This window comes from Kitasatospora sp. NPDC052896, from assembly GCF_044547075.1.
GTDB lineage: Bacteria > Actinomycetota > Actinomycetes > Streptomycetales > Streptomycetaceae > Kitasatospora.
In genome coordinates this window covers 267,627-292,003 of record NZ_JBITZU010000008.1, presented here as the reverse complement: position 1 = coordinate 292,003, position 24,377 = coordinate 267,627, and the positions used below count along the sequence as shown (strand labels likewise).

20 protein-coding genes are annotated in these 24,377 nt (G+C 74.0%); 7 read left to right on the top strand and 13 right to left on the bottom strand.

Translation table 11 applies throughout. From position 1 onward, the window contains the following. Positions 1 to 228 precede the first annotated feature (228 nt). The 5 genes from ACIGXM_RS19520 to ACIGXM_RS19500 all read right to left on the bottom strand — a co-directional run bounded on the left by ACIGXM_RS19520 (position 229) and on the right by ACIGXM_RS19500 (position 7,242). Positions 229 to 2,850: an ABC transporter permease gene (locus ACIGXM_RS19520; RefSeq protein ID WP_396562447.1), complete on the bottom strand. Its 2,622-nt coding sequence runs from the start codon at positions 2,848 to 2,850 to the stop codon at positions 229 to 231. 59 nt (positions 2,851 to 2,909) lie between these two features. Continuing rightward, positions 2,910 to 3,671, bottom strand: a complete 762-nt coding sequence (locus ACIGXM_RS19515; RefSeq protein WP_396562445.1) for an ABC transporter ATP-binding protein — start codon at positions 3,669 to 3,671, stop codon at positions 2,910 to 2,912. Between the two features lie 150 nt (positions 3,672 to 3,821). Then, a complete protein-coding gene (locus ACIGXM_RS19510) occupies positions 3,822 to 4,556 on the bottom strand; it encodes a succinate dehydrogenase/fumarate reductase iron-sulfur subunit (protein ID WP_396562443.1) in 735 nt (244 codons plus the stop codon). Next, positions 4,553 to 6,541, bottom strand: coding sequence for a fumarate reductase/succinate dehydrogenase flavoprotein subunit (locus ACIGXM_RS19505; protein WP_396562442.1), 1,989 nt, complete (start codon positions 6,539 to 6,541; stop codon positions 4,553 to 4,555). The genes ACIGXM_RS19510 and ACIGXM_RS19505 overlap by 4 nt, the downstream gene beginning before the upstream one ends. Next, positions 6,538 to 7,242, bottom strand: coding sequence for a succinate dehydrogenase cytochrome b subunit (locus ACIGXM_RS19500; protein WP_396562440.1), 705 nt, complete (start codon positions 7,240 to 7,242; stop codon positions 6,538 to 6,540). The genes ACIGXM_RS19505 and ACIGXM_RS19500 overlap by 4 nt, the downstream gene beginning before the upstream one ends. An 84-nt stretch (positions 7,243 to 7,326) precedes the next feature. On the opposite strand from ACIGXM_RS19500, the gene ACIGXM_RS19495 reads away from it, so the two are divergent. Continuing rightward, positions 7,327 to 8,262 (top strand): LysR family transcriptional regulator, encoded by a 936-nt coding sequence (locus ACIGXM_RS19495; protein ID WP_396562438.1) that lies wholly within the window; start codon positions 7,327 to 7,329, stop codon positions 8,260 to 8,262. Between the two features lie 48 nt (positions 8,263 to 8,310). On the opposite strand, the gene ACIGXM_RS19490 is transcribed toward ACIGXM_RS19495, so the two are convergent. Further along, entirely contained in the window at positions 8,311 to 8,799 is a 489-nt protein-coding gene (locus ACIGXM_RS19490; protein ID WP_396562436.1) for a glutathione peroxidase, read from the bottom strand. 454 nt (positions 8,800 to 9,253) lie between these two features. On the opposite strand from ACIGXM_RS19490, the gene ACIGXM_RS19485 reads away from it, so the two are divergent. Then, positions 9,254 to 10,957, top strand: coding sequence for a hypothetical protein (locus tag ACIGXM_RS19485; protein WP_396562434.1), 1,704 nt, complete (start codon positions 9,254 to 9,256; stop codon positions 10,955 to 10,957). 77 nt (positions 10,958 to 11,034) lie between these two features. On the opposite strand, the gene ACIGXM_RS19480 is transcribed toward ACIGXM_RS19485, so the two are convergent. Together ACIGXM_RS19480 and ACIGXM_RS19475 are read right to left on the bottom strand one after the other, a co-directional pair. Continuing rightward, positions 11,035 to 11,427, bottom strand: a complete 393-nt coding sequence (locus ACIGXM_RS19480; protein ID WP_396562432.1) for an SCO5389 family protein — start codon at positions 11,425 to 11,427, stop codon at positions 11,035 to 11,037. Positions 11,428 to 11,599: 172 nt separating this feature from the next. Then, positions 11,600 to 13,645, bottom strand: a complete 2,046-nt coding sequence (locus ACIGXM_RS19475) for a transglycosylase domain-containing protein (protein WP_396562430.1) — start codon at positions 13,643 to 13,645, stop codon at positions 11,600 to 11,602. A gap of 105 nt (positions 13,646 to 13,750) precedes the next feature. Here ACIGXM_RS19475 and ACIGXM_RS19470 point away from each other — a divergent pair, with 105 nt between their 5' ends. Further along, a complete protein-coding gene (locus tag ACIGXM_RS19470) occupies positions 13,751 to 14,377 on the top strand; it encodes a DedA family protein (RefSeq protein WP_396562429.1) in 627 nt (208 codons plus the stop codon). Positions 14,378 to 14,433: 56 nt separating this feature from the next. Here the strand turns inward: ACIGXM_RS19470 and ACIGXM_RS19465 are convergent, their stop codons facing one another. Further along, on the bottom strand, positions 14,434 to 14,619 hold the full coding sequence (locus ACIGXM_RS19465; protein ID WP_396562427.1) for a hypothetical protein: 186 nt from the start codon (positions 14,617 to 14,619) through the stop codon (positions 14,434 to 14,436). 168 nt (positions 14,620 to 14,787) lie between these two features. Between ACIGXM_RS19465 and ACIGXM_RS19460 the strand changes: the two genes are divergently transcribed. After that, positions 14,788 to 15,138 (top strand): hypothetical protein, encoded by a 351-nt coding sequence (locus ACIGXM_RS19460; RefSeq protein ID WP_396562425.1) that lies wholly within the window; start codon positions 14,788 to 14,790, stop codon positions 15,136 to 15,138. Between the two features lie 67 nt (positions 15,139 to 15,205). Here ACIGXM_RS19460 and ACIGXM_RS19455 read toward each other — a convergent pair whose 3' ends face one another. Continuing rightward, entirely contained in the window at positions 15,206 to 17,320 is a 2,115-nt protein-coding gene (locus ACIGXM_RS19455) for a prolyl oligopeptidase family serine peptidase (protein ID WP_396562423.1), read from the bottom strand. 242 nt (positions 17,321 to 17,562) lie between these two features. Between ACIGXM_RS19455 and ACIGXM_RS19450 the strand changes: the two genes are divergently transcribed. Then, on the top strand, positions 17,563 to 17,934 hold the full coding sequence (locus ACIGXM_RS19450) for a hypothetical protein (protein ID WP_396562421.1): 372 nt from the start codon (positions 17,563 to 17,565) through the stop codon (positions 17,932 to 17,934). A gap of 65 nt (positions 17,935 to 17,999) precedes the next feature. Here ACIGXM_RS19450 and ACIGXM_RS19445 read toward each other — a convergent pair whose 3' ends face one another. The 3 genes from ACIGXM_RS19445 to ACIGXM_RS19435 all read right to left on the bottom strand — a co-directional run bounded on the left by ACIGXM_RS19445 (position 18,000) and on the right by ACIGXM_RS19435 (position 22,039). Further along, complete coding sequence (locus ACIGXM_RS19445; RefSeq protein ID WP_396562419.1) at positions 18,000 to 19,775, bottom strand: sigma-70 family RNA polymerase sigma factor; 1,776 nt, start codon at positions 19,773 to 19,775, stop codon at positions 18,000 to 18,002. Positions 19,776 to 19,962: 187 nt separating this feature from the next. Next, positions 19,963 to 21,300 (bottom strand): sensor histidine kinase, encoded by a 1,338-nt coding sequence (locus ACIGXM_RS19440; protein ID WP_396562564.1) that lies wholly within the window; start codon positions 21,298 to 21,300, stop codon positions 19,963 to 19,965. Positions 21,301 to 21,361: 61 nt separating this feature from the next. Next, entirely contained in the window at positions 21,362 to 22,039 is a 678-nt protein-coding gene (locus tag ACIGXM_RS19435; protein WP_396562417.1) for a response regulator transcription factor, read from the bottom strand. Positions 22,040 to 22,467: 428 nt separating this feature from the next. Here ACIGXM_RS19435 and ACIGXM_RS19430 point away from each other — a divergent pair, with 428 nt between their 5' ends. Together ACIGXM_RS19430 and ACIGXM_RS19425 are read left to right on the top strand one after the other, a co-directional pair. Continuing rightward, positions 22,468 to 23,577 carry a glycosyltransferase gene (locus tag ACIGXM_RS19430; protein WP_396562415.1) on the top strand — a complete coding sequence of 370 codons (1,110 nt, stop codon included), beginning with the start codon at positions 22,468 to 22,470 and terminating at the stop codon, positions 23,575 to 23,577. Then, a complete protein-coding gene (locus tag ACIGXM_RS19425; protein WP_396562413.1) occupies positions 23,574 to 24,338 on the top strand; it encodes a polysaccharide deacetylase family protein in 765 nt (254 codons plus the stop codon). Before ACIGXM_RS19430 ends, ACIGXM_RS19425 begins: the two co-directional genes overlap by 4 nt. Positions 24,339 to 24,377 lie beyond the last annotated feature (39 nt).

Here is a 24,377-nt window from a genome sequence, read left to right as displayed (position 1 = left end):
GACAGGTCCCCCCAGGTGCGGGTGCGCGGCGAGCCGCACAAGTGTGCAGCTTTGCACAGTGCCCCGGACGCTGTCAGCCCAGGGCCGGGTTTGCCCGAGCGGGTCGCCGTCCAGGTCGTCCGGGTCGTCCGGGCCGGACCGAGCGGTGATCCGGTGGGGTCGTTCGATCCCGGAACGCCGTGTGGCCCGCCCCGAATCCGGGGCGAGCCACACGGTACTGATCATCCGTCAGCCGGTCCTGATGCTGTCCAGGATGTCCAGCCGGGCCGCTCGGCGGGCCGGCCAGACCGCGGCCAGCAGCCCGACCAGCACGGCGGCCAGCAGGAAGCCGGCGATCGGCAGCGGCGGGACCACCATGCTGAGCCCCTTCATGTCGAGGGTGCCGGTGCCGGCCCAGGCGATCAGGACGCCCAGCAGCACCCCGAGCACCCCGCCGAGCAGCGCGATCAGCAGTGACTCCAGCCGGACCATCCGCTTGACCCCGCGACGGTCCAGGCCGACCGCGCGCAGCATGCCGATCTCCCGGCGCCGCTCGAAGACCGACATCGCCATGGTGTTGACGACGCCGAGCACCGCGATCACCACGGACATCCCGAGCAGCCCGTACATGATGTTGAGCGCCGCGGTGACCATCTCGCGGGACTCGTCGCGGATGTCCTGCTGGTCCTTGACCGAGATCAGCGGGTTGCCGCCGGTGGCGTCCTTGAGCGCCTGCCGCAGCGCGCCGGTCGGTCCGTCGACGCCCTTGACCAGTACCTGGTCCGGGCCGTGCCCGTTGTCGTGCGGGGCGATCACGGCGTCCGGCGCGAGGATGTCGGAGAACAGGGTGCTGTCGGCGAGCACGCCACCGACCACCAGCTTGCCGGGCGTGCCGTCCGGGTAGCCGAAGGAGACCGTGCTGCCCACCCCGAGGCCGGACTGCTTGGCGTAGCTCTGGTCCAGCAGCACCTGGCCCTGCTGGAGGGCGTCCAGCGAGCCGGCCCGGACGGTCAGCGTGGCGAGCTGGCCGATGGTGGCCGGGTCCACGCCGTTGGCCAGGCGGAACTGCGGGCCGTCGGCGGTGCCGCTGTCCGTGGAGCCGCTGGTCCCGGAGCCGCTGGTCCCGGAGCCGCTCTTCGCGGAGTCGCCGACCTGCAGGGGCATGGTGCGCAGCACGCTGCTGGCGGCCACCCCGGGCGCCTTGGCGATCTCGTCGCCGACCTCGGGGGCGAGCATCGAGAAGTTCGCCATCGAGACCGTGTAGTCGGCCTTCCGGTCGGTCGGACTCGACGTGTCCACGGCGTGGTTGACCGAGGCGCCGACCACGGTCAGCGCGGTGATCAGGGTGACGCCGATGGTCAGCGCGGAGGCGGTGGCGGCGGTGCGGCGCGGGTTGCGCAGCGCGTTCTCCCGGGCCAGCTTGCCCGGCGTGCCGAAGAGCCGGGAGAGCGCCGGACCGGCGAGCGCGATCAGCGGGCGGGCCAGCAGCGGGGTGAGCACGAAGACGCCGAGCAGGGTGGCGGCGGCGCCGAAGCCGACCGTCATGGTGGCCTTGCCGGCCGTCCCCGCGGCCATCACGGCCGCCCCGAACAGCGTGAGCAGGATGCCGACGGTGTTGCGCAGCCGCAGGCTCTTCTGGGTGGCGGGCTGGTCGCCGCTGCTCATCGCGGCCACCGGGGGGATCCGGGAGGCCCGGACCGCGGGCAGCCAGGCGGCCAGCACGGTCACCAGCACGCCGACCGCGACCGAGGTCAGCACGGTGGTCGGGGAGATCACCAGCGGGCCGTCCGGCAGGCCGGCGTCCATCGGCCCGTTCAGCAGCGCGCGGAAGCCGGCCGCGATCCCGGTCCCGGCAGCCAGACCGGCCACCGAGGCGAACGCGCCGACCAGCAGCGCCTCGGCCAGCACCGAGAGGGTGACCTGCCGGCGGGCGGCGCCGACCGCGCGCAGCAGCGCCAGCTCCTTGGTGCGCTGGGCGACCAGCATGGTGAAGGTGTTGGCGATGATGAAGACGCCGACGAAGAGCGCGATCCCGGCGAAGACCAGCAGCGCCTGGCTCAGGCGCTTGGTGGCCTGGGTGATCTGCTGCTGCTGGTCGGCCTCCAGCTGCTTGCCGGTCTGCGCGCTGAAGTCACCGCCGCTCGGCAGCGTGCTGTTGAGCCGCGCCAGCAGCGCGTCGGCGTCCGTGCCCGGCGCGCCCTGGACGTCGATCTCGTCGTACTGGCCCGGGGCGAGGTAGAGCTTCTGCGCGGTGGCGGTGTCGAACGCGGCGAGCGAGCCGCCGGCCGAGATCCGCGGGTCGTTGGTGCGCAGGATGCCGGTGAGCCTCAGCTGCATCACCGGGCCGTTGACGGCCACCCGCACGGTGTCGCCGACCTTGAAGCCACCCTTCTGGGCGGTGTGGGCGTCCAGCGCGACCTCACCCGGACCGGTCGGGCCGCGGCCCTCGACCAGCGGGTAGCGCGGGTCCTGGCCGTCCGGGCCCGGCACGAAGTTGGTGCCGGTGGTGGAGAAGCCGTCGCCGATCAGCGAGCCCTTGCGGTCGGCGATGCCGGCGAAGCCGCTCACCACACCGCGGGCCTGGGCGGCCCCGGGCAGCGTGGCGATCTTCTGCCGCAGCGCCTCGGTGAGGTGCACGTTGCTCTGGGCGCTGCCGGCGCGGTCGTAGCCGGTGGTCACCGCGGAGTTGTCGGCGACCGTGACGGCGATGTCGGTGTAGCTCTTGGCGTTCTGCGACTTCAGGGCGCTGCCGAGGGTGTCGGTGAAGACCAGCGTGCCGGCCACGAAGGCGGTGCCGAGCAGCACGGCGAGGGTGGTCATCAGCAGCCGGGCCTTGTGGGCCAGCACATTGCGCAGGGCGGTGCGATACATGGCTCTCAGTTCTGCGAGATCGTCGGGTTCGGTACCGGGCGGACGTGGCTGACGGCCAGTCAGCTGGTGCGGCCCTTGGCGTCGAACCGGCGCATCCGGTCCAGCACGCTGTCGGCGGTGGGCAGCGCGAGTTCGTCGACGATCCGGCCGTCGGCGAGGAAGACCACCCGGTCGGCGAACGAGGCGGCCACCGGGTCGTGGGTCACCATCACCACGGTCTGACCCAGTTCACGCACCGAGTTGCGCAGGAAGGAGAGGATCTCCGCGCCCGAGCGGGAGTCCAGGTTGCCGGTCGGCTCGTCGGCGAAGACGATCTCCGGGCGGCCGGCCAGCGCGCGGGCACAGGCCACCCGCTGCTGCTGGCCGCCGGAGAGCTGGCTCGGCCGGTGCGACAGCCGGCCGGACAGGCCGACCGTCTCCACCACCCGGTCCAGCCAGGCCCGGTCCGCCTTGCGGCCGGCGATGTCCAGCGGCAGGGTGATGTTCTCCAGCGCGGTGAGCGTCGGCAGCAGGTTGAAGGCCTGGAAGACGAAGCCGATCTGGTCCCGGCGCAGCCGGGTGAGCTCCTTGTCGGAGAGGCCCACCAGCTCGGTCTCACCGATCCTGGTCGAGCCCGCGCTCGCGGTGTCCAGGCCCGCCATGCAGTGCATCAGGGTGGACTTGCCGGAGCCGGACGGGCCCATGATCGCGGTGAACTCGCCGCGGCGGAAGGCCACGTCCACGGCGTCCAGCGCGACCACCCGGGTCTCGCCGGCGCCGTAGACCTTGCTCAGTCCGGTGGCGGTGGCGGCGGCTCCGACGGCAGTCATGGTGGTGCTCATGGGGGCTCCTGGGATCGCGGGAATGTGCTCCCGTCCATCCTGTTGCCCGGATCGGCCCGTTCAGTCGCCCCGCCGAACGGTTGCCCGAACCCCAGCCGACGGGACGGCGCGGGCGGGCCTCCTCCTCAGGTATGACGAGAACCCTGAGGCCTACCGTCCGCCGCGGAGGAACTCGCGGTTGAGCGTCGCGATGCCGCTCAGCGGGATGCCCTTCGGGCAGGCCGTCGCGCACTCCCCGGTGTTGGTGCAGCCGCCGAACCCCTCCGCGTCCATCGCCGCCACCATCGAGCGCACCCGCCGCCCGCGCTCCGGCGCGCCCTGCGGCAGCACGTTCAGGTGCACCACTTTGGCCGCGGTGAAGAGCATCGCCGAGCCGTTCGGGCAGGCCGCCACGCAGGCACCGCAGCCGATGCACTCGGCGTGCTCGAAGGCCAGCTCGGCCGCCTCCCGGGGGACGGGTGTGGCGTGCGCGTCGGGCGCGCTGCCGGTCGGCGCGGTGATGTAGCCGCCCGAGCCGATGATCCGGTCGAACGCCGAGCGGTCCACCACCAGGTCCTTCACGACCGGGAACGCGGCCGCCCGCCACGGCTCGACGTCGATGGTGTCGCCGTCCCGGAAGTGCCGCAGGTGCAACTGGCAGGTGGTGGTCCGCTCGGGGCCGTGCGCCTGCCCGTTGATCACCATCCCGCAGGCGCCGCAGATCCCCTCCCGGCAGTCGTGGTCGAAGGCGACCGGCGGTTCGCCGCGCAGGATCAGCTGCTCGTTGAGCGTGTCCAGCAGCTCCAGGAACGACATGTCGGGGCTGACGTCGGTGACCTGGTAGCTCGTCAGCGCGCCGGGTGCGTCCGGCCCGGCCTGCCGCCAGATCCGCAGGGTGAGGTTCATGTGTAGCTCCGCTGGGTGGGGTGGACGTACTCGAAGGCCAACTGCTCTCGGTGCAGCGTGGGTGCCCTGCCCGGGCCGGTGAACTCCCAGGCCGCGGCATAGCCGAACTCCTCGTCGCGGCGGGCCGCCTCACCGTCCGCGGTCTGGCTCTCCTCGCGGAAGTGCCCGCCGCAGGACTCGGTGCGGTGCAGCGCGTCCAGGCACATGAGTTCGGCCAGTTCCAGGTAGTCGACCAGCCGATTCGCGTGCTCCAGTGCCTGGTTGAGCTCCTGGCCGGTGCCCGGCACCTTGATCCGGCGCCAGAACTCCGCACGCAGCTCCGGGACCCGGGCCAGTGCCTTGCGCAGCCCGGTTTCGGTCCGGGCCATCCCGCAGTACTCCCACAGGAGTTCACCCAGCTCGCGGTGGAAGGAGTCCGGGGTGCGGTCGCCGTCCACGGCGAGCAGCCGGGCCAGCCGGTCGGCCGTCTCGGCGGTCACGGCGGCGACTTCGGGGTGGTCGGAGGGGACCGGCTCGGCCCGCAGGCCGGCCAGGTAGTCGTTGAGCACCGGCGGCAACACGAAGTAGCCGTCCGCGAGGCCCTGCATCAGCGCGCTCGCACCGAGCCGATTGGCGCCGTGGTCCGAGAAGTTGGCCTCGCCGATCGCGAAGAGGCCGGGCACGGTGGTCTGCAGGTCGTAGTCGACCCAGAGCCCGCCCATCGTGTAGTGGATGGCCGGATAGATCCGCATCGGCACCCGGTACGGGTCCTCGGCGGTGATCCGCTGGTACATCTCGAAGAGGTTGCCGTACTTCGCCTCCACCGCCGCCCGCCCCGACCGGGCGATGGCGTCGGCGAAGTCGAGGTAGACCCCCTGGCCGCCCGGGCCGACCCCGCGCCCCTCGTCGCAGACCTTCTTGGCGGCCCGGGAGGCGATGTCGCGCGGCACCAGGTTGCCGAACGAGGGGTAGGCCCGCTCGAGGTAGTAGTCCCGCTCGGCCTCCGGGATCTCGGCCGGCGGCCGGCTGTCGCCCGGGGTGCGCGGCACCCAGATCCGCCCGTCGTTGCGCAGCGACTCGCTCATCAGGGTCAGCTTCGACTGGTGCTCGCCCGAGCGCGGGATGCAGGTCGGGTGGATCTGGGTGAAGCACGGGTTGGCGAAGTACGCGCCGCGCCGGTGCGCCCGCCAGATCGCCGTCGCGTTGGAGTTCTTGGCGTTGGTGGAGAGGTGGAAGACGTTGCCGTAGCCGCCGGTGGCCAGCACCACGGCGTCCGCCAGGTGGGTGGTGAGCGCACCGGTCACCAGGTCGCGGGCGATGATCCCGCGGGCCCGCCCGTCCACCACCAGCAGGTCCAGCATCTCGGTGCGCGGGTGCATCTCCACCGCGCCGGCCGCGATCTGGCGCGACAGCGCCTGGTAGGCGCCGAGCAGCAGCTGCTGGCCGGTCTGGCCGCGGGCGTAGAAGGTGCGGGAGACCTGGACCCCGCCGAACGAGCGGGTGTCCAACAGACCGCCGTACTCGCGGGCGAACGGCACGCCCTGTGCCACGCACTGGTCGATGATCTCCACCGAGACCTGCGCCAGCCGGTGCACGTTGGACTCCCGGGCGCGGAAGTCCCCGCCCTTGACCGTGTCGTAGAAGAGCCGGCGGATCGAGTCGCCGTCGTTGCGGTAGTTCTTGGCGGCGTTGACGCCGCCCTGCGCGGCGATCGAGTGGGCCCGGCGCGGTGAGTCCTGGAAGCAGAACTGCACCACGCGGTAGCCCTGTTCGGCGAGTGTCGCGCCGGCCGCGGCACCCGCCAGGCCGGTGCCGACCACGATCACCGTCCGGCCGCGCCGGTTCGCCGGGTTGACCAGCTTCGCCTCGAACCTCCTTTGGTCCCAACGGAGTTCGATCGGCCCGGTGGGCGCCTTGGAGTCGGCGATCGGCGCGCCCTCGGTGTAGCCCGGGTAGTTCCCCGGCTCGGGGTTCGGCGGCTCGTGGTTCTCTGGCTCGCGGGTCATCGCACAACTCCGGTCATCACGCCGATCGGGACGGACAGGAACCCGGCCGTCAGCACGCCGGCCAGGACGTTCGCGGTGAGCTTCAACACCCGGTCACGGCGCGGGTTGTTGAGGCCCAGGGTCTGCGCGGCGCTCCAGAAGCCGTGCCGGACGTGCAGCCCGAGCGCGAGCATCGCGACACAGTAGACGCCGCCGTCGTACCAGGTGGAGAAGGCGGCCACCACGTTCTGGTACGGGTGGCCGGGCTCGCCGTGCGGGTTCACGGTCAGGGTGGTCAGGTCGAGGATGTGCCAGACCACGAACAGCGCCAGGATCACGCCGCCCCAGCGCATCGTCCGGGTCGCGTAGCTCGCCCGCGGCCGGGGGTGCGCGTACTTCCGCGGGCGGGCCGCCAGGTCGCGCCGGCTCAGCTGGTAGGCGGCCACCCCGTGCACCACCACCGCCGCCACCAGGCCGACCCGCACGATCCAGAGGAACCAGCCGTGGTGCAGGGCCGGCTCGCCGATGGTGCGCAGCCAGCCCGCGTAGCCGTTCAGGTCGTCCGGCCCGAAGAAGACCTTCAGATTGCCGAGCATGTGCAGCACCAGGTACAGCAGCAGCACCGCGCCGCTGATGGCCATCGCCGCCTTCTTGCCGACGGTCGACCGCCAGAGGGTCGCCACAGTGGAGGGACGTCGGCTCGTCCCGGTCGCCAGTGCCATGTCCACCACGCTAGGGAGCGGGGTGGGCACGCGTCCAAGACATGGTGGAGCTCACCGCGATAGGGGATGCCTATGATGGCTGGTGTGCAGTTCCAGCAGCTCCGCTACTTCGTGGCCGTCGCCGAGACCCGGCACTTCACTCGGGCGGCCGAGCTGGTGCGGGTCGCCCAGCCCTCGCTCTCCCAGCAGATTCGCTCCCTGGAACGGGAGTTGGGTGCCGAGCTGTTCCATCGCACGCGCGGCAACGTGGCGCTGACGGACGCCGGCGAGGCGCTGCTCCCACTGGCCCGGCGGATCCTGACGGATTCCGAGACCGCCCGCCGGGCGGTGCAGGAGACGGTGCAGTTGCGGCGAGGCCGGGTCCGGTTGGGCGCGCCGCCGAGCCTCTGCGTCAGCCTGGTGCCCGACCTGCTGCACGCCTACCGGGCCGCGCACCCGGGCGTGGAGCTGCAGATCCGTGAGGACGGCTCGCGCGACCTGGTGCGCACGCTGGCGGCGGGCGAGCTGGACCTCGCGCTGATCATCACGCCGGAGGCCGGGGCCCCGCTCGGGGGGTTGGTGGTCACCGAACTGCTGCACGAGGACCTGGTACTGGTGTCGACGGCCGCTCCGCGCGGTGGGCGGCGTCGGCGGGCCCGGATCGAGGATCTGCGGGACCAGCCGCTGGTGATGTTCCGCGAGGGCTACGACCTTCGGGAGGCCACCCTGGCCGCCTGTCGGGCGGCCGGCTTCGAGCCGCGGTTCGCGGTGGAGGGCGGTGAGATGGACGCGGTGCTCGGCTTCGTCCGGGCCGGGCTGGGGCCGGCGGTGCTGCCGGGGATGGTGGCGGCCCGCTCCGGGCTGACGGTCACCCCGTTCGCCGCCCCCGGCCTGGGCCGCACCATCGCCGTGGCGCACGGCCGCGACCTGCCGCTGACCCGCGCCGCCGCCGCCCTGCGCGCGGCCCTCCCGGCGCAGCTCGCGGCGGCACAGCGGGCGGGCGCCCTTCCGCCGGGCACCCGCCTGCTGGTGTCGTCCTAGGGTCCTCCGGCGTCGCGGGGCCGGAAGGATCCGCCGGACCGCCGGCCCCTAAGCGGGCAGCAGACCCTCGATCGAGGCGAGCAGCGCCGGGTCCTCGGGCTCGGTGCGCGGGCGGATCCGGGCTGCCACCGTGCCGTCGGGGGCGACCAGGAACTTCTCGAAGTTCCAGGCCACGTCGCCGGCCTGGCCCTCGGCGTCGGCGGTGCGGGTGAGCTCGGCGTAGAGCGGGTGCCGGTCGGCGCCGTTCACGTCGAGCTTCTCGAACAGCGGGAAGCTCACGCCGTAGGTGGTCGAGCAGAAGGTCTGGATCTCCTCGGCACTGCCCGGCTCCTGGCCCGCGAACTGGTTGCACGGGAAGCCCAGCACGCTGAACCCGCGCTCGGCGTACCGCTCCTGCAGCCGCTCCAGCCCCGCGTACTGCGGCGTCAGCCCGCACTTGGACGCGACGTTCACCAGCAGCAGCGCCTTGCCGCGGTAGTCCGCCAGCGAGGCGTCCGCCCCGGCCAGGGTGCGCAGCGGGATGTCGTACAGGCTCACAGTCGTTCCCCTTCGGCTCTCCACGAACACTTTCGCCCAGCCTATCCGTGCGGGCCCCGGCGCCCGCCGCCGGTGGGGACGCCGATGGGGCACGGGGTGGTGGCGGCTGCCCGTGGGACGGGACCCGGGGAGCGTTGTCGTTGCCGTGAACGTCGGCCGGGCCGACGTTTGGGGTGGCGGACCGGGCGGAGCTGTCGCACCCGGTGGCGGGGAGGTAACTGTGTGATGGTCAGAAATACGCTTCCGCGATGCGGCGTTCGGTGGGGGCTCGCGCGTGTCAGCGCCGGTGAGGGTGGTTCGGGCGCGGCACAGTGGCAGCTGGGTGGTCGGTACGTGCATGGCTCGAACGCTCACCCGTATTCTGACCTACCGAAACCGGTGGGTCGGCCTCGTTGCAGCCGTCCTGACCCTCCGCCCCTCGCCACGAACCGGACTTCCCATGACAGTACTTCCTGTGCAGAACGCTGATGTACCGCCTCAGGACCGGTCGGCCGGTCCTGCCGGACACCCCGGGCCGGACCTCCGCGAGGAGTTGCTCCGCTACGTCGAGCTGGGCGGCACCACCCTCGTCGCCGAGACCCACGCCTGGTACGCCGCGGCCGGTTCGGTGACCGGCCCCGAGGAGGCGCGGGCCGCGTCGACCGCCCTCGCCGAGATCCGCGGTGGCGACCTCGCCGGCGCCCGGGAGGCGGCCACCCGGCTCGCCACCGTCGCCGCGCTGCGCGAGCCCGGCACCGCGACCGAGGTCAACGCCCTGGTCGCGCTGGTGCGCAGGGTCCAGGACACCGCCGCGACGCTGCGCGTGGACGCCTACCAGGCCGACCTCGACGCGCTGGCGGCGGCGACCGCCACCAGCAACTGGCGCCGGGAACGCGGGATCAAGCTCTCCTGGGGCCGGCGCCGCCGACTGCGGGCCGAGGCGCGTCGGCTGGCCGCCGCCGACCGGCCGCGCCGCGAGGTCCTGCACGAGGCGCTGGTCGCCGCGCTGGCCGAGCGGTCGGAGTGGGCGCTGTGGGCGACCGGCGCGGCCGGCACGGCCCCCGGCGTGCGGGCGCTCGACGGTGAGCTGGTGGACGCCGCGGCGCAGGCGGCCGAGGCGCTGGCCGCCGGGCTGCGCAAGCTGGACCGGCTGCTGCCGGAGGGGGACCTGACCATGCTCCCGTTCGACGACCTGGCGGACCTGGTGGACCGGCTGGCCGCGGACGAGGGCACCCTCTACCGCCTGCCCGAACTCCGCACCCTGCGGGAGGGGCTGGAGGCCGGTGGTCTGGGCGAGCTGCTCGCCGGGCTGACGGCGGGCCGCGCCGACCGTTCGGCGGCGGAGGCCGCGTACCGGCGCCACACGGGTGAGGCGGAGGCCGCGGCGCGCAGTGCCCTGGCGGCCGGCCCCCGGGAGTCCCGTGAGGACGTGGTGGCGGAGCCGGAGGCCGAGGGGGCGGCCGCGGTCGAGGTTGCTCCGGTGGAGGCTGCGCCGGTGGAGGTGGAGCCGGCTGCGGTCGAGGTTGCTCCGGTGGAGCCGGTGGAGGAGGAGGTGGAGCCGGCCGCGGTGGAGCCGGCTGCCGCGGAGGTGGAGCCGGCCGCGGTGGAGCCGGTGGAGGAGGAGGCTGAGGCGGTTGAGACCGCCGAGCCGGTGGTCGTGGAGGCGGTCGAGCCCGCGGAACCGGCTGCCGTTGCGGAGCTCGAGGACGGGGAGGACGCCGCTGCCGACGCGGTGGTGGCTGAGCCTGCGGAGTCCGTGATCGCTGAGGCTGTCGTGGTCGCCGAGCCGGTGGTCGCCGAGGAGCCCGAGCCCGAGCCCGAGTCCGTGGAGCCGGTGGTCGTCGAGGTCGCGGTGTCCGTGACGGCCGAGGCCGAGGCCGTGGCGGTCGAGGTGGAGCCGGCGCCGGTCGCCGAGGTGGAGCCCGCGCCGGTCAAGCGGGTGCGGCGGCCACGGAAGCCCGAGGTGGTGGCCGGGCGGCCGGTGACCGCGTACACGCCGGAGCAGCTGGTGGCGCTGGTGCGGTGGATCGACGGCGACACCGTCGAGCGCACCGACGACGAGCTGCTGCGTGCGGCGATGAAGGAGCTGGGCTTCGCCCGGCTCGGTCCGCGGATCAAGGAGGCGCTGGGCGCGGCCGTCGCGGCGGTCCGTCCGGGGGCCGGCGACCTGGAGGGCTGAGGCCCGGGCAGCGGTGGTGGCAGTGGCCCGGTGCGAGGAGGGGAGTCTCCTCGCACCGGGCCACCGTCATTTCCCCGTCAGCAACTGCGCAGTTCGGGCGTCTGGTTGAGGAGCTGCGACCGGATGGACGTGAACTTCCGGTAGGCGTCGCCCTGTTCGGCGCCGAGCGGGAAGACCGCGACCCGGTGGCAGTTCATGAAGGCCAGCCGGACCCCGAAGTGCCGCTCCAGGCTGCCCCGGATCGCGTCGCTCGCCAACGCCCGCAGCAGCTGGCCGCGTTCGGCGTCGGACGGCGGCTCGACGGTGTTGTCGGCGAACGGGCCGCCGGACGTGCCGAGTTCGCCGGTCAACTGCTCGATCAGCTGGTAGGCGTAGGGGAGTGAGGTGCGGATGGTGTCGACGAAGTCGGCTTCGTCCACCTCGCCCTGTTCGGCCTGGGCGAGGAGGTCGGGGGAGACGGTGAGGGACATGGAGAGCTCCGGGGGCAGAAGGTAGGAGGCAGAAGGTACGGACGGCAGGAAGAGCCATCATGGAAATGAAAGCCATTTCCATGATGCTTTGTCAATGGTCCGCCGGGGCAGCAAAAAGGCGCTGCCCTGCCCCCCGAGGGGAGCAGGGCAGCGCAGCGCTGTCGGCCGACCGCTACGGCAGCGGCACCGACGCCAGCGGGGTGGGCGGTACGCCCTTCAGCGCGCCGCTGATCGCGTCCCGCCAGATCGGGCCGGCCAGCGTGCCACCGAAGGCCTGGCCGACCACCTGGCCGCCGATGCTCTGCCCGTTCAGCGGGGCGATCTTGTCGGTGTCGCTGACCACGGTGGCGCCCGCCATCTGCGGCGTGTAGCCGACGAACCAGACCTGCTTGCTCTGGTCGGTGGTCCCGGTCTTGCCCGCGCTGTCGCGGTCGGTGAGGCCGGCCGTGGTGCCGGTGCCGTCCTGGACCACGCCCTTGAGCATGGTGGTGATCGAGTCCGCGGTGTTCTGCGACATCACCTGGGTGCAGTTGGCCTGCGGCACCGCGATCGACTTGCCGTCCGCGGTGGTCACCGAGGCGATCGCGGTCGGCGTGCAGTAGGAGCCGTGCGCGGCGAAGGCCGCGTAGACGCTCGCCATGTCCAGCGGGGTGAGGCTGTTGCTGCCCAGTGCCATCGAGGGGACCGCGCTGAGCTTCTGGCCGCCGGCCTGCTGGGTGATGCCGAGCTTGTTGGTCATCTGCACGACGTTGCAGAGCCCGGTGTCGCCCTCCAGCGAGGCGTAGTAGGTGTTGACGGAGAGCGCGGTGGCCTGGCTCATGTCGAACGGGCCGACCAGCGAGGTGGAGTCGTTGTGCACCTGGCCGCTCGCCGGGTACTTGTTGCCGTCGCAGTCCGTCATCGCCGGCCAGGTCTCGCTGTACGGCGAGGGGTAGCTCTGGGACGGGTCGATGCCGTTCTCCAGTGCCGCCGCCGCCACGATCGGCTTGAAGGTCGAGCCGGGCTGGAAGCCCTGGCCGCCGCCCATCGACTTGCCGACGTTGAGGTTGATCGTGGTCTGGTTGGCGTTGAAGCCGTACGGACGGCTCTGGCCCATCGCGAGGATCTGGCCGGTGCCCGGCTGGACGATGGTCATCGCGGTGGCCGCCTTGTCCGAGGCGTACACGTGGCTGGTGACCGAAGCCTGCAGCGCGGCCTGCGCCTTCGGATCCAGGGTGGTGTGGATCTGCAGCCCGCCGCGCGACCAGAGCGACGACCGGTCGGCCGCGGTGGCTCCGAAGGCCGGGTCGTTCAGCACGGTCTGCTTCACGTAGTCGCAGAAGAAGCCCTCGCCCTGCTGGGCGGTGATGCAGCCCTGCTGGGGCGTGGTGGGGTTGAGCTGGATCGGGGTGGCGATCGCCTGGTTGGCCTGGTCCTGGGTGATCGTGCCGTACTGGGCCATCTTCTGCAGGACGGTGTCCCGCCGCTCCTTGGCCGCCTTGGGGTTGGCGATCGGGTCGTACCCGCTGGGCGACTGCACCAGGCCGGCCAGCAGGGCGGCCTGCGGCAGCGTGAGCTGGTTCGCGTGGACGCTGAAGTAGCGCTCGGAGGCCGCCTCGACGCCGTACGCCTGCTCACCGAAGAAGGTGATGTTCAGGTAGTTGGTCAGGATCTGGTCCTTGGAGAGGGTCTCCTCGACCTGGATCGCGTACTTCATCTCCTTGATCTTGCGGCCCATGGTCTGCGCCTGGGCCGCCAGGACCGCCTGCTGGTTGTTGCCGGCCTCCTCGACGAAGACGTTCTTCACGTACTGCTGGGTGATCGTCGAGGCGCCCTGGACACCGCCGCCGTTGGCGTTGTTGCTGATCGCCCGCAGCACGCCCTTGAGGTCGATCGCGCCGTGCTGGTAGAAGCGGTTGTCCTCGATGTCGACCAGGGCGGACTTCATCAGCGGGGATATCTGGTCGCTGGGGACGACCGTGCGGTCCCGGTCGAAGACCGTGGCGATCACGCCGCCGTTGGCGTCGTAGATCGTCGAGGCCTGGGTGAGCGGTGGCGCGATGAAGTCGTCCGGAAGGCTGTTGAAGTCCTCGATGGCGCCCTTGGCGCCCAGCCCGAGACCGCCGACCGCGGGCATCGCGATCCCCGCGGTGAGCACGCCGGCCACCGCGCTGACGCTCAGCAGCTTGGCGGCGAGCCGGGCCTTGTGTACGAACGAGCCTTGGTGCGACGCAGACATGCCTCAGAGCCTAAGCATCGATTATGAGTAAATCGGACCAATCGGCGCGCGAAGAACGTCACAAGCCTGCGACAATGTGCGTCCACGGAGCATCGGGAGGCCTCCATGTCCAGCAGCCCGGAGCTGCCCGGCCCGCTGGCGGCGCTGGCGCCGCTGCTGGAGCACTACGGCTACGCGGCCGTCGGGCTGCTGGTCTTCCTCGACAACGCGGCGATCCCGGTGCCGGGCCAGACCGTGCTGATCCTGGCCGCGGTCTACGCGGGCGCCGGGAAGCTGAACCTGGCGGGGGTGATCGCGGTCGCCGTCGCCGCCGCGTTCGCCGGGGACTGCGCCGGCTACCTGATCGGCCGCTCCGGCGGCCGGGCGCTGGTGCACCGGTTCGGCAGGTACGTGCTGCTGACCCCCGAGCGGCTGCACCGCGGTGAGGAGTTCTTCGCCCGCAACGGCGGCAAGGTGGTCACCATGGCCCGCTTCATCGACGGCCTGCGGCAGACCAACGGCATCATCGCGGGCATCACCGAGATGCCCTGGCGCGGGTTCCTGGCCTTCAACGCGCTCGGTGCCGCGATCTGGACCGGGGTCTGGGCCGGTGCCGGGTACGCGGCCGGCGACCACATCGACCAGGTCTACCGGGAGTCGTTGCGCTACCAGCTCTACCTGCTGATCGCGGTCGGGGCACTGGTGGTGGCGCTGCTCGTCAGGCACCTGGTGCTGCCGCGGCTGCGGCGCTGAGCCGCCGCCGCGGCCGGTTACGGGCTCGGCCCCGCCCGGGGGCCGAGCCCGCGGGATCAGGGCAGCAGGCGTTCGACGGCTCGGGCGCCGTCCCGCTCCAGGGCCTGCCGGGCCTTCTCGATCCGCTCCGGCGTGGGGTCCTGCCCGCGCGCCATGACGAGGTCGATCGGGTCAACCGGGTGCTCGCCCCCGGAGTGCAACAGGTGGTCGGGCGTGGGTGCCTCGCTGATGGGCTCGGACATGGCTTGCCTCCGTTGGTCGGAGCGGTCGGCCGAATGGCCCTGCCTAACGAGTGTGGAGCCGAAACGGTCCTTCGCGCACCCGGGAGAGCCGGCGGATCGGTGTCCACCGTTCGCCGGATTGGCCGTCCGGGGGCGCCCCGGTTCCCACGGCGTGCTTAACCTGCCCTCATGACCAGCCACGATGTGACGTCCCGGGTCGGGGCGCGTTCCCGGGAGCAGGTTGAGGACGCGCTCGCGCGTCTCGAGTACATCGGAGATCCCCCGTTCGAGGCCTCTCGGTTCCACCGCGGGGCGCTGGACGGCTACCGCTGGGCGCTCAGCCGAAGTCCGCTGGCGCCGATAACCGAGAGCGTGGCCAGTGGACCGGACGGCCCGTGCCCGGCACAGCTCGGCGCCGAGCAGCAGGCCGCCCAGGTCCGCGAGCAGGACGAGCGGCTCGGCGCCGAGGAACGGGACCACGCCCGCGGAGTGCGGGCCGCGCTGGCCTGGGTGTCCGGCCGCAGCGACGTCCAACCCTGACTCTCCCGAAAGCCCTGACACTCCCGGAAGCCCCGACTCTTCCGAGTGTTCTGATCCTCCCGAGTGTTTACCGGCGGCCGATCGTGCCGCCCAGGTGCCGGCGCAGGAACTCCAGCTGGTGCCCGAGCAGGTTGCCGAACCCCGGGCCCCCGGCCAGGTGGGTCACCCCGCTCAGCGGCAGCACCTCGTGCGGTCGGCCGGCCGCCAGCAGCGCGCCGGAGAGCCGCAGCGTGTTGGCCGCGACCACGTTGTCGTCCGCCAGACCGTGGATCAGCAGCAGGGGCCGGCTCAGCCGCTCCGCGTCGAGCAGCAGCGACTCCGCGTCGTAGCGCTCCGGCTGCTCGTCCGGGTGGCCGACGAAGCGCTCACGCCAGTGCGTGTCGTAGAGCCGCTGGTCGGTCACCGGTGCGCCGGAGACGGCCGCGTGGAAGACGTCGGGCCGCCGCATCACCGCCGCCGCGGCGAGCGTCCCGCTGAACGACCAGCCGCGGATGCCGACCCGGGACAGGTCCAGCTCCGGGCGTTGCCGGGCGGTCTCGTGCAGGGCGGTCACCTGGTCCGCCAGCACCGGGCCCAGGATGTTCCGGTGGATCTCGCGCTCCCAGCGCGGCCCGCGCCCGGGCGTGCCGGCGCCGTCCGTGACCAGTACCGCGAAGCCCTGCTCGGCGAACCACTGCGAGACGAACGCGTGTCCGTTCTGGTCGTGGACGACCTTCTGCGCGGCGGGCCCGCCGTACGGGTCGAGCAGCACGGGCAGCGGCGCGTCGCCGGCGCGGTGCCAGGACGGCAGGAAGAGCAGGGTCCGCAGCTCGCGCGGGCCGACCGCGGCGAGCTCGACCCGCAGCGGCAGCACCGGGTGCTCGGCGTGCGAGGTCACGGACAGCGCGGGTCGGTCCGCGCGGAGCACCTCGGTCCGACTGCCCGGCCGGTCCAGCGAGCGGGTGGTCAACACCAGCGTGCCGGCCCGCCGCACACCGGTGTGGACGCCCGGCCCCTCGCCGATCCGCCGCGCGCCGGTCTCCGGGTGGTGGCTCCAGAGCTGGGTCTCGGTGGGTTCGGCGGAGGCGCTGAAGAGCACGGTGTCGCCGTCCACCCCGAGCACGGCGCGCACCTGCAGCCCGGCCGGGGTGACCGGGCTGCCGTCCACGGTCAGGTGCCGGGTGTCGCCGAGGTCGGCGGTGCCGAGCAGGGCCCCGGCGGCGGTGCGCGCGGGCAGGCCGGGGACCAGCTGCACCCACGCCTCGTCGCGCTGCTCGGTCAGCGTCCGGGTGCTGCCGTCGGCCGGGTCGATCGCCAGCAGCCGCACGGTGCGCTGGTCGCGGGTCTGCACGGCGGCGAACGGGCCGTGCGCGTCCCAGCCGGCCGCGGTCAGGTACTCGAAGGCGGCGTGGTCCCACCCGACCTCGGTCCGGCTGCCGTCCAGGTCGGTGAGCCAGAGCGTGACCTCGGCGTTGGCGGTGCCGGCCGCCGGGTAGCGGACGGCCCGCGGCGGGGTGGCGGGGTTGGCCGGGTCGGCCAGGTACCAGACCGTGACCGGGGCCTCGTCGACCCGGGCGATCAGCAGCCGGGACCCGTCCGGGGCCCACCAGTAGCCGCGGTGCCGGCCCATCGACTCGGCCGCCACGTGCTCGGGCAGGCCGAAGCCGACGGCCGGCCCGTCCGGCTCGGCGACCGCGCGGTCGCCGGTGCCGTCCGCGCCGATGACCCGGACCGCGCCCTCGCTGACGTAGGCGATCAGGCGGCCGGCCGGGTCGGGCCGCGGGTCGACCACCGGCGCCCGGGCGGGCAGCCGGCGGGCGGCGCCGGTGGCGGTGTCCACCGCCCAGAGGTCGCCGGAGAGCGCGAAGACGGCCAGCCCGGCCGCCGCGTCGGTGGCGTACTCCACGACGCCGCCGCCGGCCTGCCGGGTGCGCTCGCGGCGGGTCCGCTCCGCCTGCGAGAGCTGCTCGACGGCGCCGGAGAGCAGGTCGGCGGGGTCGACCAGCAGCCGCTCGGTACCGCTGTCCAGGTCGAGGGCCCAGAGACAGCTCGACGGGTCGTCGCCGGCCCGGCTGCGCAGGAAGAGCAGGCCCGCGCCGTCCGCGGTGACGGTGAAGGTGGTGGGGGCACCCAGGGTGAAGCGACGGGTGCGGGCGAGCTGGCGGGGCAGCTCGTTCGGCTGGGGCACTTGGTTCGTCGGCATGCTGACACACTCTCACCTGGCCGGTCGCCGGCGGCAGGGGGTCGACCGGGGCGGCCGGCGGCGGCCGGGGGCGGGCGGGCCGGGGGCGGGGTTGGGAAAAGGGCCGCCCAATCTCGTCGTCCAGGGTGCGATCGGCGCCCGACAGGGCCAGGCTGGGTCCGTGGACGGAGTCGAGCGGGCACACAGGGTGACCGGATCCGAGTCCGCCCCGCCCCTGGAGACCTCACCCTGGAGCTGACCCGATGACCTCCGATCTGACGTCCCACCAGCTCACCGCCGCCCGCCCGCCGATCGCGATCGACTACCACCCGATCGACGGTCCCGCCCAGCAGCTGCTGGTGAGCGGCGAGCAGCTGCACGCCAACGCCTGCCTGTACTGCGGCAGCGAGCAGCAACTGCACACCGCCGGACACGCGTACACCCACAGCGGCGGCCTCGGGTGGGTGGTGGTGGCCTGCGCCGCCCACCTCACGCTGGCCCGCGAGCAGGGCCTGCCCGGCGGGCCGGGCGACGCCCGGGCGGCGGTGCCGGAGCAGGAGGGCGGCGGTGGGACGGGCGAGGAACCCGGGGCCGTCGCCCTGGACGGATCGGGCGCGGTGCCGTCGGCCGGGTGAGCGCGGGTCGGTCGGCCCCGCCTCCCGGGTGGGGGCGGGGCCGACCGCCGTCCCCGACGGCCCGGTCAGGCCGGGGCGCCGAAGTCCTGGGTCCACCACGGGCCGCCCGGGCCCAGCTGGACTCCTATCCCGATCTGCTTGAAGCCGCAGTTGAGGATGTTGGCGCGGTGGCCCGGGCTGTTCATCCAGCTGCCCATCACCGCGGCCGGGTCGGTCTGGCCCTGGGCGATGTTCTCGCCCCACAGGCTCCAGTGGTAGCCGGTCGCGTCGATCCGCTGCTGCGGGCCGGCGCCGTCGGGGTTGGTGTGGTCGAAGAAGTGCCGGACCGCCATGTCCACGGACTGGCCCTGGGCGGCCTGCTGCAGCTGCGGATCGATGGACAGCGGGCCGCAGCCGTTCTGCGCCCGCTGGGTGTTCACCAGGTCGAGCACCTGCTGGGCGAAGGTGGCGATGGTGTTGGCGTTGGCCGCGTTGGCCGGGTTCTGGGCGGCGCGCGGGGCGGGGGTGGCGCTGGTGGCGGCCGTGGCGGACGGGACGGCGGGCGCGGTGGTGCTCGGTGCGGCGGAGGGCGGGGCCGCCGTGGTGGTGGCGGGGGAGGCGGACGGCGAGGCGGTGGCACTGGGCGTGCCGACGGCGGTGCCGGCGGGGTCGGGGGACGCCGGGCCGGAACGGACGGGGTTCGACGGGACGGTGACGGCGACCGGGGGCAGGCCGCTCCCCAGGGTGTCCAGCGCGGCCGGCCGGCCGAGCACCGGTCCGGTGGCGGCGGTCTGGCCGGGGTCGTGGGTGACCGGGGTCAGGCCGTCCCAGACCAGGCCGGCGGCGGTCGCCGTGGCGAGCGCGCCGAGGGCCAGCGCGGCCAGCCGGCGGCGGCTGGTGGTGGTCCGGCGGCGGCGCCCGGCACCGGCGGACCGGCGGTGGCCGGTGGTGGTGCGGTGGCCGGTGGTGGCGGTGCGGCGGCGCGAGCGACGCGGTCCGGCGCCGGCCCGACCCGGGTGTGTGGCGTCGGACGTCGGGGAGGCCGACGTTCCGGTCCTGGCCGGTGCCGGGACCGAGCCGGACGTCGACACCGTGTGCGGGTGGCGCGGCAGCGGGAGCAGCGCCAGCCCGGCCAGCAGCCCCTCGGCCGGCACCAGGTCGTGGGCCTGGCCCCGGCAGCTCGGGCAGGCCCGGACGTGCCGGGCGATCCGCTTGCGCCAGAGCGCCGCCGGCACCCGGTCCCACGGCCTGGTCAACGCCGCCAGCTCCGCACAGCCGGGGGCGGCGGCCAGCGCCCGGACCACCAGCCGCGCGGTGTCCAACCGCTCCCGCATCCGCTGCACCCGGACCGCCGCGTGCTGCGGGGTCAGCTCCAGCGCCCCGGCCAGCTCGGTCCGGCCCAGCTCGCCGGCGGCCTCCTGCCACCACAGCGCCAACAGCTCACCGTCCTCCGGATCCAGCCAGCGGGTCGCCTCGGCCACCTCACGCCGCTGCCCGGCCAGGCCGAGCCGGACGATGGTCGCCCCGACGAAGTCCGCCCCCGGATCGGCGAGGTCCCGGGCGTCGTCCAGCGCGCCGCGGGCCGGCGCGGCCTGCTGGGCCCGGTGCCGCCGGCGCACCTGGTTCATCGCTATCGCCACCAGCCAGGACCGGAACGCGGCCGGCTCGCGCAGCCCGGCCAGCCCGTCCACCGCGTGCAGCATGGTCTCCTGCACCACGTCGTCGGTGTCGGGGTGGCCGTTCAGCGCCCGGCCCACGATGTTGTAGACCAACGGCAGGTGACCGGCGATCAGCTCCTGCCCGGCCTGCCGGTCGCCGGCCTGTGCCGCGGCCACCGCCGCGCCGTACCGTTCGGTATCCACCCGTGCCCACCTTCTGCGTCAACTGCCCCGTCCACTGTGGGAGAGCCGCCAGGACGGGACGGATAACGGAAATTCGTACGACGGATCGACCGGATCGGCCCGGGGGACGATCCGCCTGCGGGGACCCTAACCGGCCGACCGGCGTCAGGTGGCCGTCGGCCGTGGGGCGTCCGGGGGACGTCGGGGTTCAGGCGACCGGAAGGCGGGCCACGAAGCGGGCGCCGCGCGGGGAGTCCTCGGCGGTGAGCGTGCCGCCGTGGTGCGCGGCCAGGTCGCGGGCGATGGCCAGGCCCAGGCCGGCGCCACCGTGGTCGCGGCTGCGGGCGTCGTCGAGCCGGGTGAACCGCTCGAAGACCCGCTCGCGGTCGGCCGCCGGGATGCCCGGGCCGTCGTCGACGACCTCCAGCACGGCGGTTCGCCGGTCCGGCCCGTCGACGGTCAGCGAGACCTGGATCCGCTCGTGGGCGAACCGCTGCGCGTTGTCCAGCAGGTTGGTGACCAGCCGGGTGAGCCAGAGCCCGCTGCCGGCCACCTCGATCCCCGACGCCAGCTCGGCCCGCACCGGCACCCGGTCGCCGCGCCGGGAGGCCACCGCCTTGCGGACCAGCGCGGTCAGGTCCAGCCGGCCGTCCGGCACCGGCTCGGAGGCGTCGATCCGGGCCAGCAGCAGCAGGTCGGCGGCCAGCTGCTGGAGCCGGGCGGTGTCCTCCAGCGCCCCGCTGATCAGCTCCGGCCACAGCTCGCGATCGCGGACCGCCAGCGCCACCTCCAGCTGGGTGCGCAGCACGGTGATCGGGCTGCGCAGTTCGTGCGAGGCGTCCGCGATGAACTGGCGCTGGCGGATCCCGGAGGACTCCAGCCGGTCCAGGGTGGCGTTCATGGTGGCGGCCAGCCGGGCGATCTCGTCGTGGGTCTGCGGCACCGGCACCCGGCGGTGCAGGTCGCGGTCGCTGATCTCGGCCACCTCGGCCCGGATCGCCTCCACCGGGCGCAGCGCCCGCCCGGTCACCCACCAGGTGACCAGGCCGACCGTGAGCAGCAGCAGCGGGACGCCGACCGCGAGCGCGGCGGCGGTGGTGTCGTCGGCGGCGTCGGCGTCCCGCAGCGAGGTGCCGGCGTAGACGGTGACCAGGCCCTGCGGGGTGGCGCTGGTGACCTGGACCACCCGCTGGCGGTGGTCCGAGCCGAGCGGGCTGATGTTCCAGGTGCTGAACACGGTGCCCGGGCTGGTCGGCCGGTGGTTCGAGATCGCCGGGCGGCCGGCCAGGTTCTGGCTGGCGGTGAGCACCTGCCCGTGCTCGTCCACCACCTGGAGGAAGTCGGCACCGTGGGTGGGCGGCAGCAGCCGGTCCAGGTGGCCCTGCTCGGCCAGCTGGGCGACCGCGTCGGCCTGGGCCTGGGCGTCGCTCTCGGCGTTGTGCAGCAGGTTGGCGTCGAGCAGGCCGAGCAGCGCCAGCGAGGCCAGCGCCAGGGCCAGCGCGACGACGGCGCTGGCGCCGAGGGTGGCCCGGGAGCGCACGGTCATCGGCCGCAGCCGGCGCAGCCCCTGCCGCCAGCCGCGCGCCGGCGCGGTGCCGGTGGACGCCTCAGCCACCGTCGGTCGCCAACCGGTAGCCGGCGCCGCGCACGGTCTCCAGCGCGGACCGCCCGAACGGTGCGTCGATCTTCCGCCGCACCGCGCTGACGTGCACCTCGACCAGGTTGGGCGCGCCGTCGAAGGCGGAGTCCCAGACCTGTTCCAGGATCTCCCGCTTGGGCACCACCTCGCCGGCCCGCCGGGCCAGGTACTCCAGCACCGAGAACTCCCGCGCGGTGAGCCGGATCTCCGTGCCACCGCGGGTGCAGCTGTGCCGGGCCGGGTCGATCACCAGGTCGCCGAACTCCAGGGTCTGTGGCCGGCGGCGCCCGGTGCGCCGGGCCAGCGCTCGCAGCCGGGCCAGCAGCACCACGTACGAGAAGGGCTTGGAGAGGAAGTCGTCGGCGCCGGTGTCCAACGCCTCGGCCTCGTCGTACTCGCCGTCCTTGGCGGTGAGCATCAGGATCCCGGCGTCGTTGCCGGCCGCGCGCAGCCGGGCGCAGACCCGGTAGCCGTTGAGGCCGGGCAGCATGATGTCGAGCACGATCACGTCGTAGTCGTTCTCGCCGGCCAGCCACAGGCCCTGGGTGCCGTCATGGGCAACGTCGACCGACAGGCCCTCGGCCTGAAGGCCCCGCTGCAGAGCCGCGGCGAGCCGCCGTTCGTCCTCCACCACCAGTACGCGCATGCCGGCCAGCATCGCAGCCGAGCGTGACGGTTTCCTGAAGATGGCTTCAGCTGACTTCAGCCTGCCTTCAGCTCCGGAGTTCCATGCTGGGCCGAGCCGGGCACGAGTTCCGGACGTCCTGGACGGCGGTCGACGGGAACGGCGACGGTCGACAGGGTGCCCAGCGGCGGGTGAGGACCACCGAGCCGTCGTGGAGCGGCCACCCGTCGTTCGTGGCGGGTCCATGTCCGCTCCCGCTGAGCGGCCTACGGTCACGTGCCTGGCCGGCCCGAGGGACTCGGGCCGGCCCCGGAAGGGATCCCGGGGCCGGCCCGTCGGCCGTGGTGAGGCTCTCCGAGCCCGCGCTGTCGCAACCCTCCCGATGCAAGGAAGTCGACGGGAGCAGCGGGCCCGCTGGGGGCCGCCGCGCCCGTCCTGGAAGGAGCCTGATGCGGTCGACAAAGCCGCGCCGGATCACCGTGGTGTCCGCGAGCGTGGGGGCGGGGCACGACGGAGCCGCCCGCGAACTGGTCCGCCGCCTGCGGGCAGCCGGCTTCGAAGCCGAGTGCCACGACTTCCTCGACCTGCTGCCGCGCGGCTGGGGGCGCCTGCTGCGCGGCAGCTACGCGCTGGAGCTGCGGGTCGCGCCGTGGGCCTGGGGTTGGCTGCTGCGCGGGCTGGAGCGGAACCGCTCCTCGTCCGGGCTGGTCGGCGCGCTGTTCGCGGTCGCCGGCGGTCGCCGGACCCGGGCCGTGATCGGCCCGGACACCGCCGCGGTCGTCTCCACCTACCCGCTGGCCAGCCAGGCGCTCGGCCGGCTGCGCCGGCGCGGGCGGGTGACCGTGCCGGTCGCCACCTTCCTGACCGACATGTCGGTGCACCCGCTCTGGGTCGCCGACGGCGTCGATCTGCACCTGGCCCTGCATCCGGTGGCCGCCGCACAGGCCGACCGGCACGGCGCCGCCGCGGTGGAGCTGGTCGGCCCGCTGGTCGGCCCGGCCTGTCGGCCGGCCCGCTCGGAGGCCGAGCGGCTGCGCGAGCGGACCCGCTTCGGGCTGCCCGCGGACGGGCCGATCGCCCTGGTCACCGCCGGCTCCTGGGGCGTCGGCGAGGTGGAGCGGACGGCCCGCGAGATAGCCGCCACCGGCCTGGCCGTCCCGGTCACCGTCTGCGGCCACAACGAGGCGCTGCGCGAGCGGTTGGCCGGCAGCGGGGCGGGCGTCGCGCTCGGCTGGGTGGACGACATGCCCGCCCTGCTGCGCGCCTCCGACGTGGTGGTGCAGAACGCCGGTGGGCTCACCTCGCTGGAGGCGATGGCCAGCGGCGTCCCGGTGGTCAGCTACCGTTGCCTGCCGGGCCACGGAGTGACCAACGCGGCCGCGCTGGACGAGGCCGGCCTCGCGGTGTGGATCCGCGACGAACGCCGACTGGCCGGCGCGCTGCGTGCGGCGCTGGCCGGTCCGACCGTCCCGGCGGCGCGCCCGGTGCCGGGACCCGACCACGTCGTCGCCGAGCTGGCCGGCGGCGCTCCCGTCCCACTCCTGGAGGTGGCCTCGTGAGGACCACGCGCATGCTGGCGGCCGCGGCGGGCGGCCTGGCGGTGGCGCACAGCCTGCCCGCCCTGACCTCGCTCGGCGCGCTGCGCCCGCTGCTCGCCCCCGGGCTGAGCGGCCCGGGCGACCGCGGGCACGTCGCACTGACCTTCGACGACGGGCCCGACCCGGCCTCCACCCCGCTCTTCCTGGCGGAGCTGGAGAAGGCGGGGGTCAAGGCGACCTTCTTCCTGCTCGGCCGGATGCTGGTACAGGCCCCGGAACTGGGCCGCGAGCTGGTCGCCGCCGGTCACGAGGTCGCGGTGCACGGCTGGCGGCACCGGCCGCTGCTGGTCCGTGGCCCCCGGGCCACCCGCGACGACATCGCCCGGGCGCGCGACCTGGTGGCCGACGTCACCGGCCAGCAGCCGCGCTGGTACCGCCCGCCGTACGGGGTGCTGACCGCCTCCGCCCTCCACGCGGCCCGGCAGGAGGGGCTGACCCCGGTGCTCTGGACCCACTGGGGTCAGGACTGGACGGCCAAGGCGACCCCGGACTCGGTGCTGCGCACCCTCACCCGCACCCCGCTGGCCGGCGGCACCGTGCTGCTGCACGACTCGGACGTCACCTCGGCCCCCGGCGCCTGGCGCTCGGCACTGGGCGCGCTGCCCCGGCTGTTGCAGCTCTGCGCGGACCAGGGCCTGCGGGTCGGTCCGCTGCGCGACCACGGCCTGCCGGCCCGCCGCCCGGCGCCGGTGGCCAACCGGCGCCTGGAACTCGTGCGCTGAATCCCGCGGAACCGGCTCCCGGGCGGCCACGTCCAACCG

Bases quoted from the DNA above. Each gene is read 5' to 3' on its own strand.
- ACIGXM_RS19515 (WP_396562445.1), bottom strand. From the start codon at position 3,671: ATGAGCACCACCATGACTGCCGTCGGAGCCGCCGCCACCGCCACCGGA.
- ACIGXM_RS19430 (WP_396562415.1), top strand. From the start codon at position 22,468: ATGCGGTCGACAAAGCCGCGCCGGATCACCGTGGTGTCCGCGAGCGTG.
- ACIGXM_RS19440 (WP_396562564.1), bottom strand. From the start codon at position 21,300: ATGACCGTGCGCTCCCGGGCCACCCTCGGCGCCAGCGCCGTCGTCGCG.
- ACIGXM_RS19520 (WP_396562447.1), bottom strand. From the start codon at position 2,850: ATGTATCGCACCGCCCTGCGCAATGTGCTGGCCCACAAGGCCCGGCTG.
- ACIGXM_RS19475 (WP_396562430.1), bottom strand. From the start codon at position 13,645: ATGTCTGCGTCGCACCAAGGCTCGTTCGTACACAAGGCCCGGCTCGCC.
- ACIGXM_RS19510 (WP_396562443.1), bottom strand. From the start codon at position 4,556: ATGAACCTCACCCTGCGGATCTGGCGGCAGGCCGGGCCGGACGCACCC.
- ACIGXM_RS19500 (WP_396562440.1), bottom strand. From the start codon at position 7,242: ATGGCACTGGCGACCGGGACGAGCCGACGTCCCTCCACTGTGGCGACC.
- ACIGXM_RS19505 (WP_396562442.1), bottom strand. From the start codon at position 6,541: ATGACCCGCGAGCCAGAGAACCACGAGCCGCCGAACCCCGAGCCGGGG.
- ACIGXM_RS19460 (WP_396562425.1), top strand. From the start codon at position 14,788: ATGACCAGCCACGATGTGACGTCCCGGGTCGGGGCGCGTTCCCGGGAG.
- ACIGXM_RS19450 (WP_396562421.1), top strand. From the start codon at position 17,563: ATGACCTCCGATCTGACGTCCCACCAGCTCACCGCCGCCCGCCCGCCG.
- ACIGXM_RS19480 (WP_396562432.1), bottom strand. From the start codon at position 11,427: ATGTCCCTCACCGTCTCCCCCGACCTCCTCGCCCAGGCCGAACAGGGC.
- ACIGXM_RS19465 (WP_396562427.1), bottom strand. From the start codon at position 14,619: ATGTCCGAGCCCATCAGCGAGGCACCCACGCCCGACCACCTGTTGCAC.
- ACIGXM_RS19470 (WP_396562429.1), top strand. From the start codon at position 13,751: ATGTCCAGCAGCCCGGAGCTGCCCGGCCCGCTGGCGGCGCTGGCGCCG.
- ACIGXM_RS19435 (WP_396562417.1), bottom strand. From the start codon at position 22,039: ATGCGCGTACTGGTGGTGGAGGACGAACGGCGGCTCGCCGCGGCTCTG.
- ACIGXM_RS19455 (WP_396562423.1), bottom strand. From the start codon at position 17,320: ATGCCGACGAACCAAGTGCCCCAGCCGAACGAGCTGCCCCGCCAGCTC.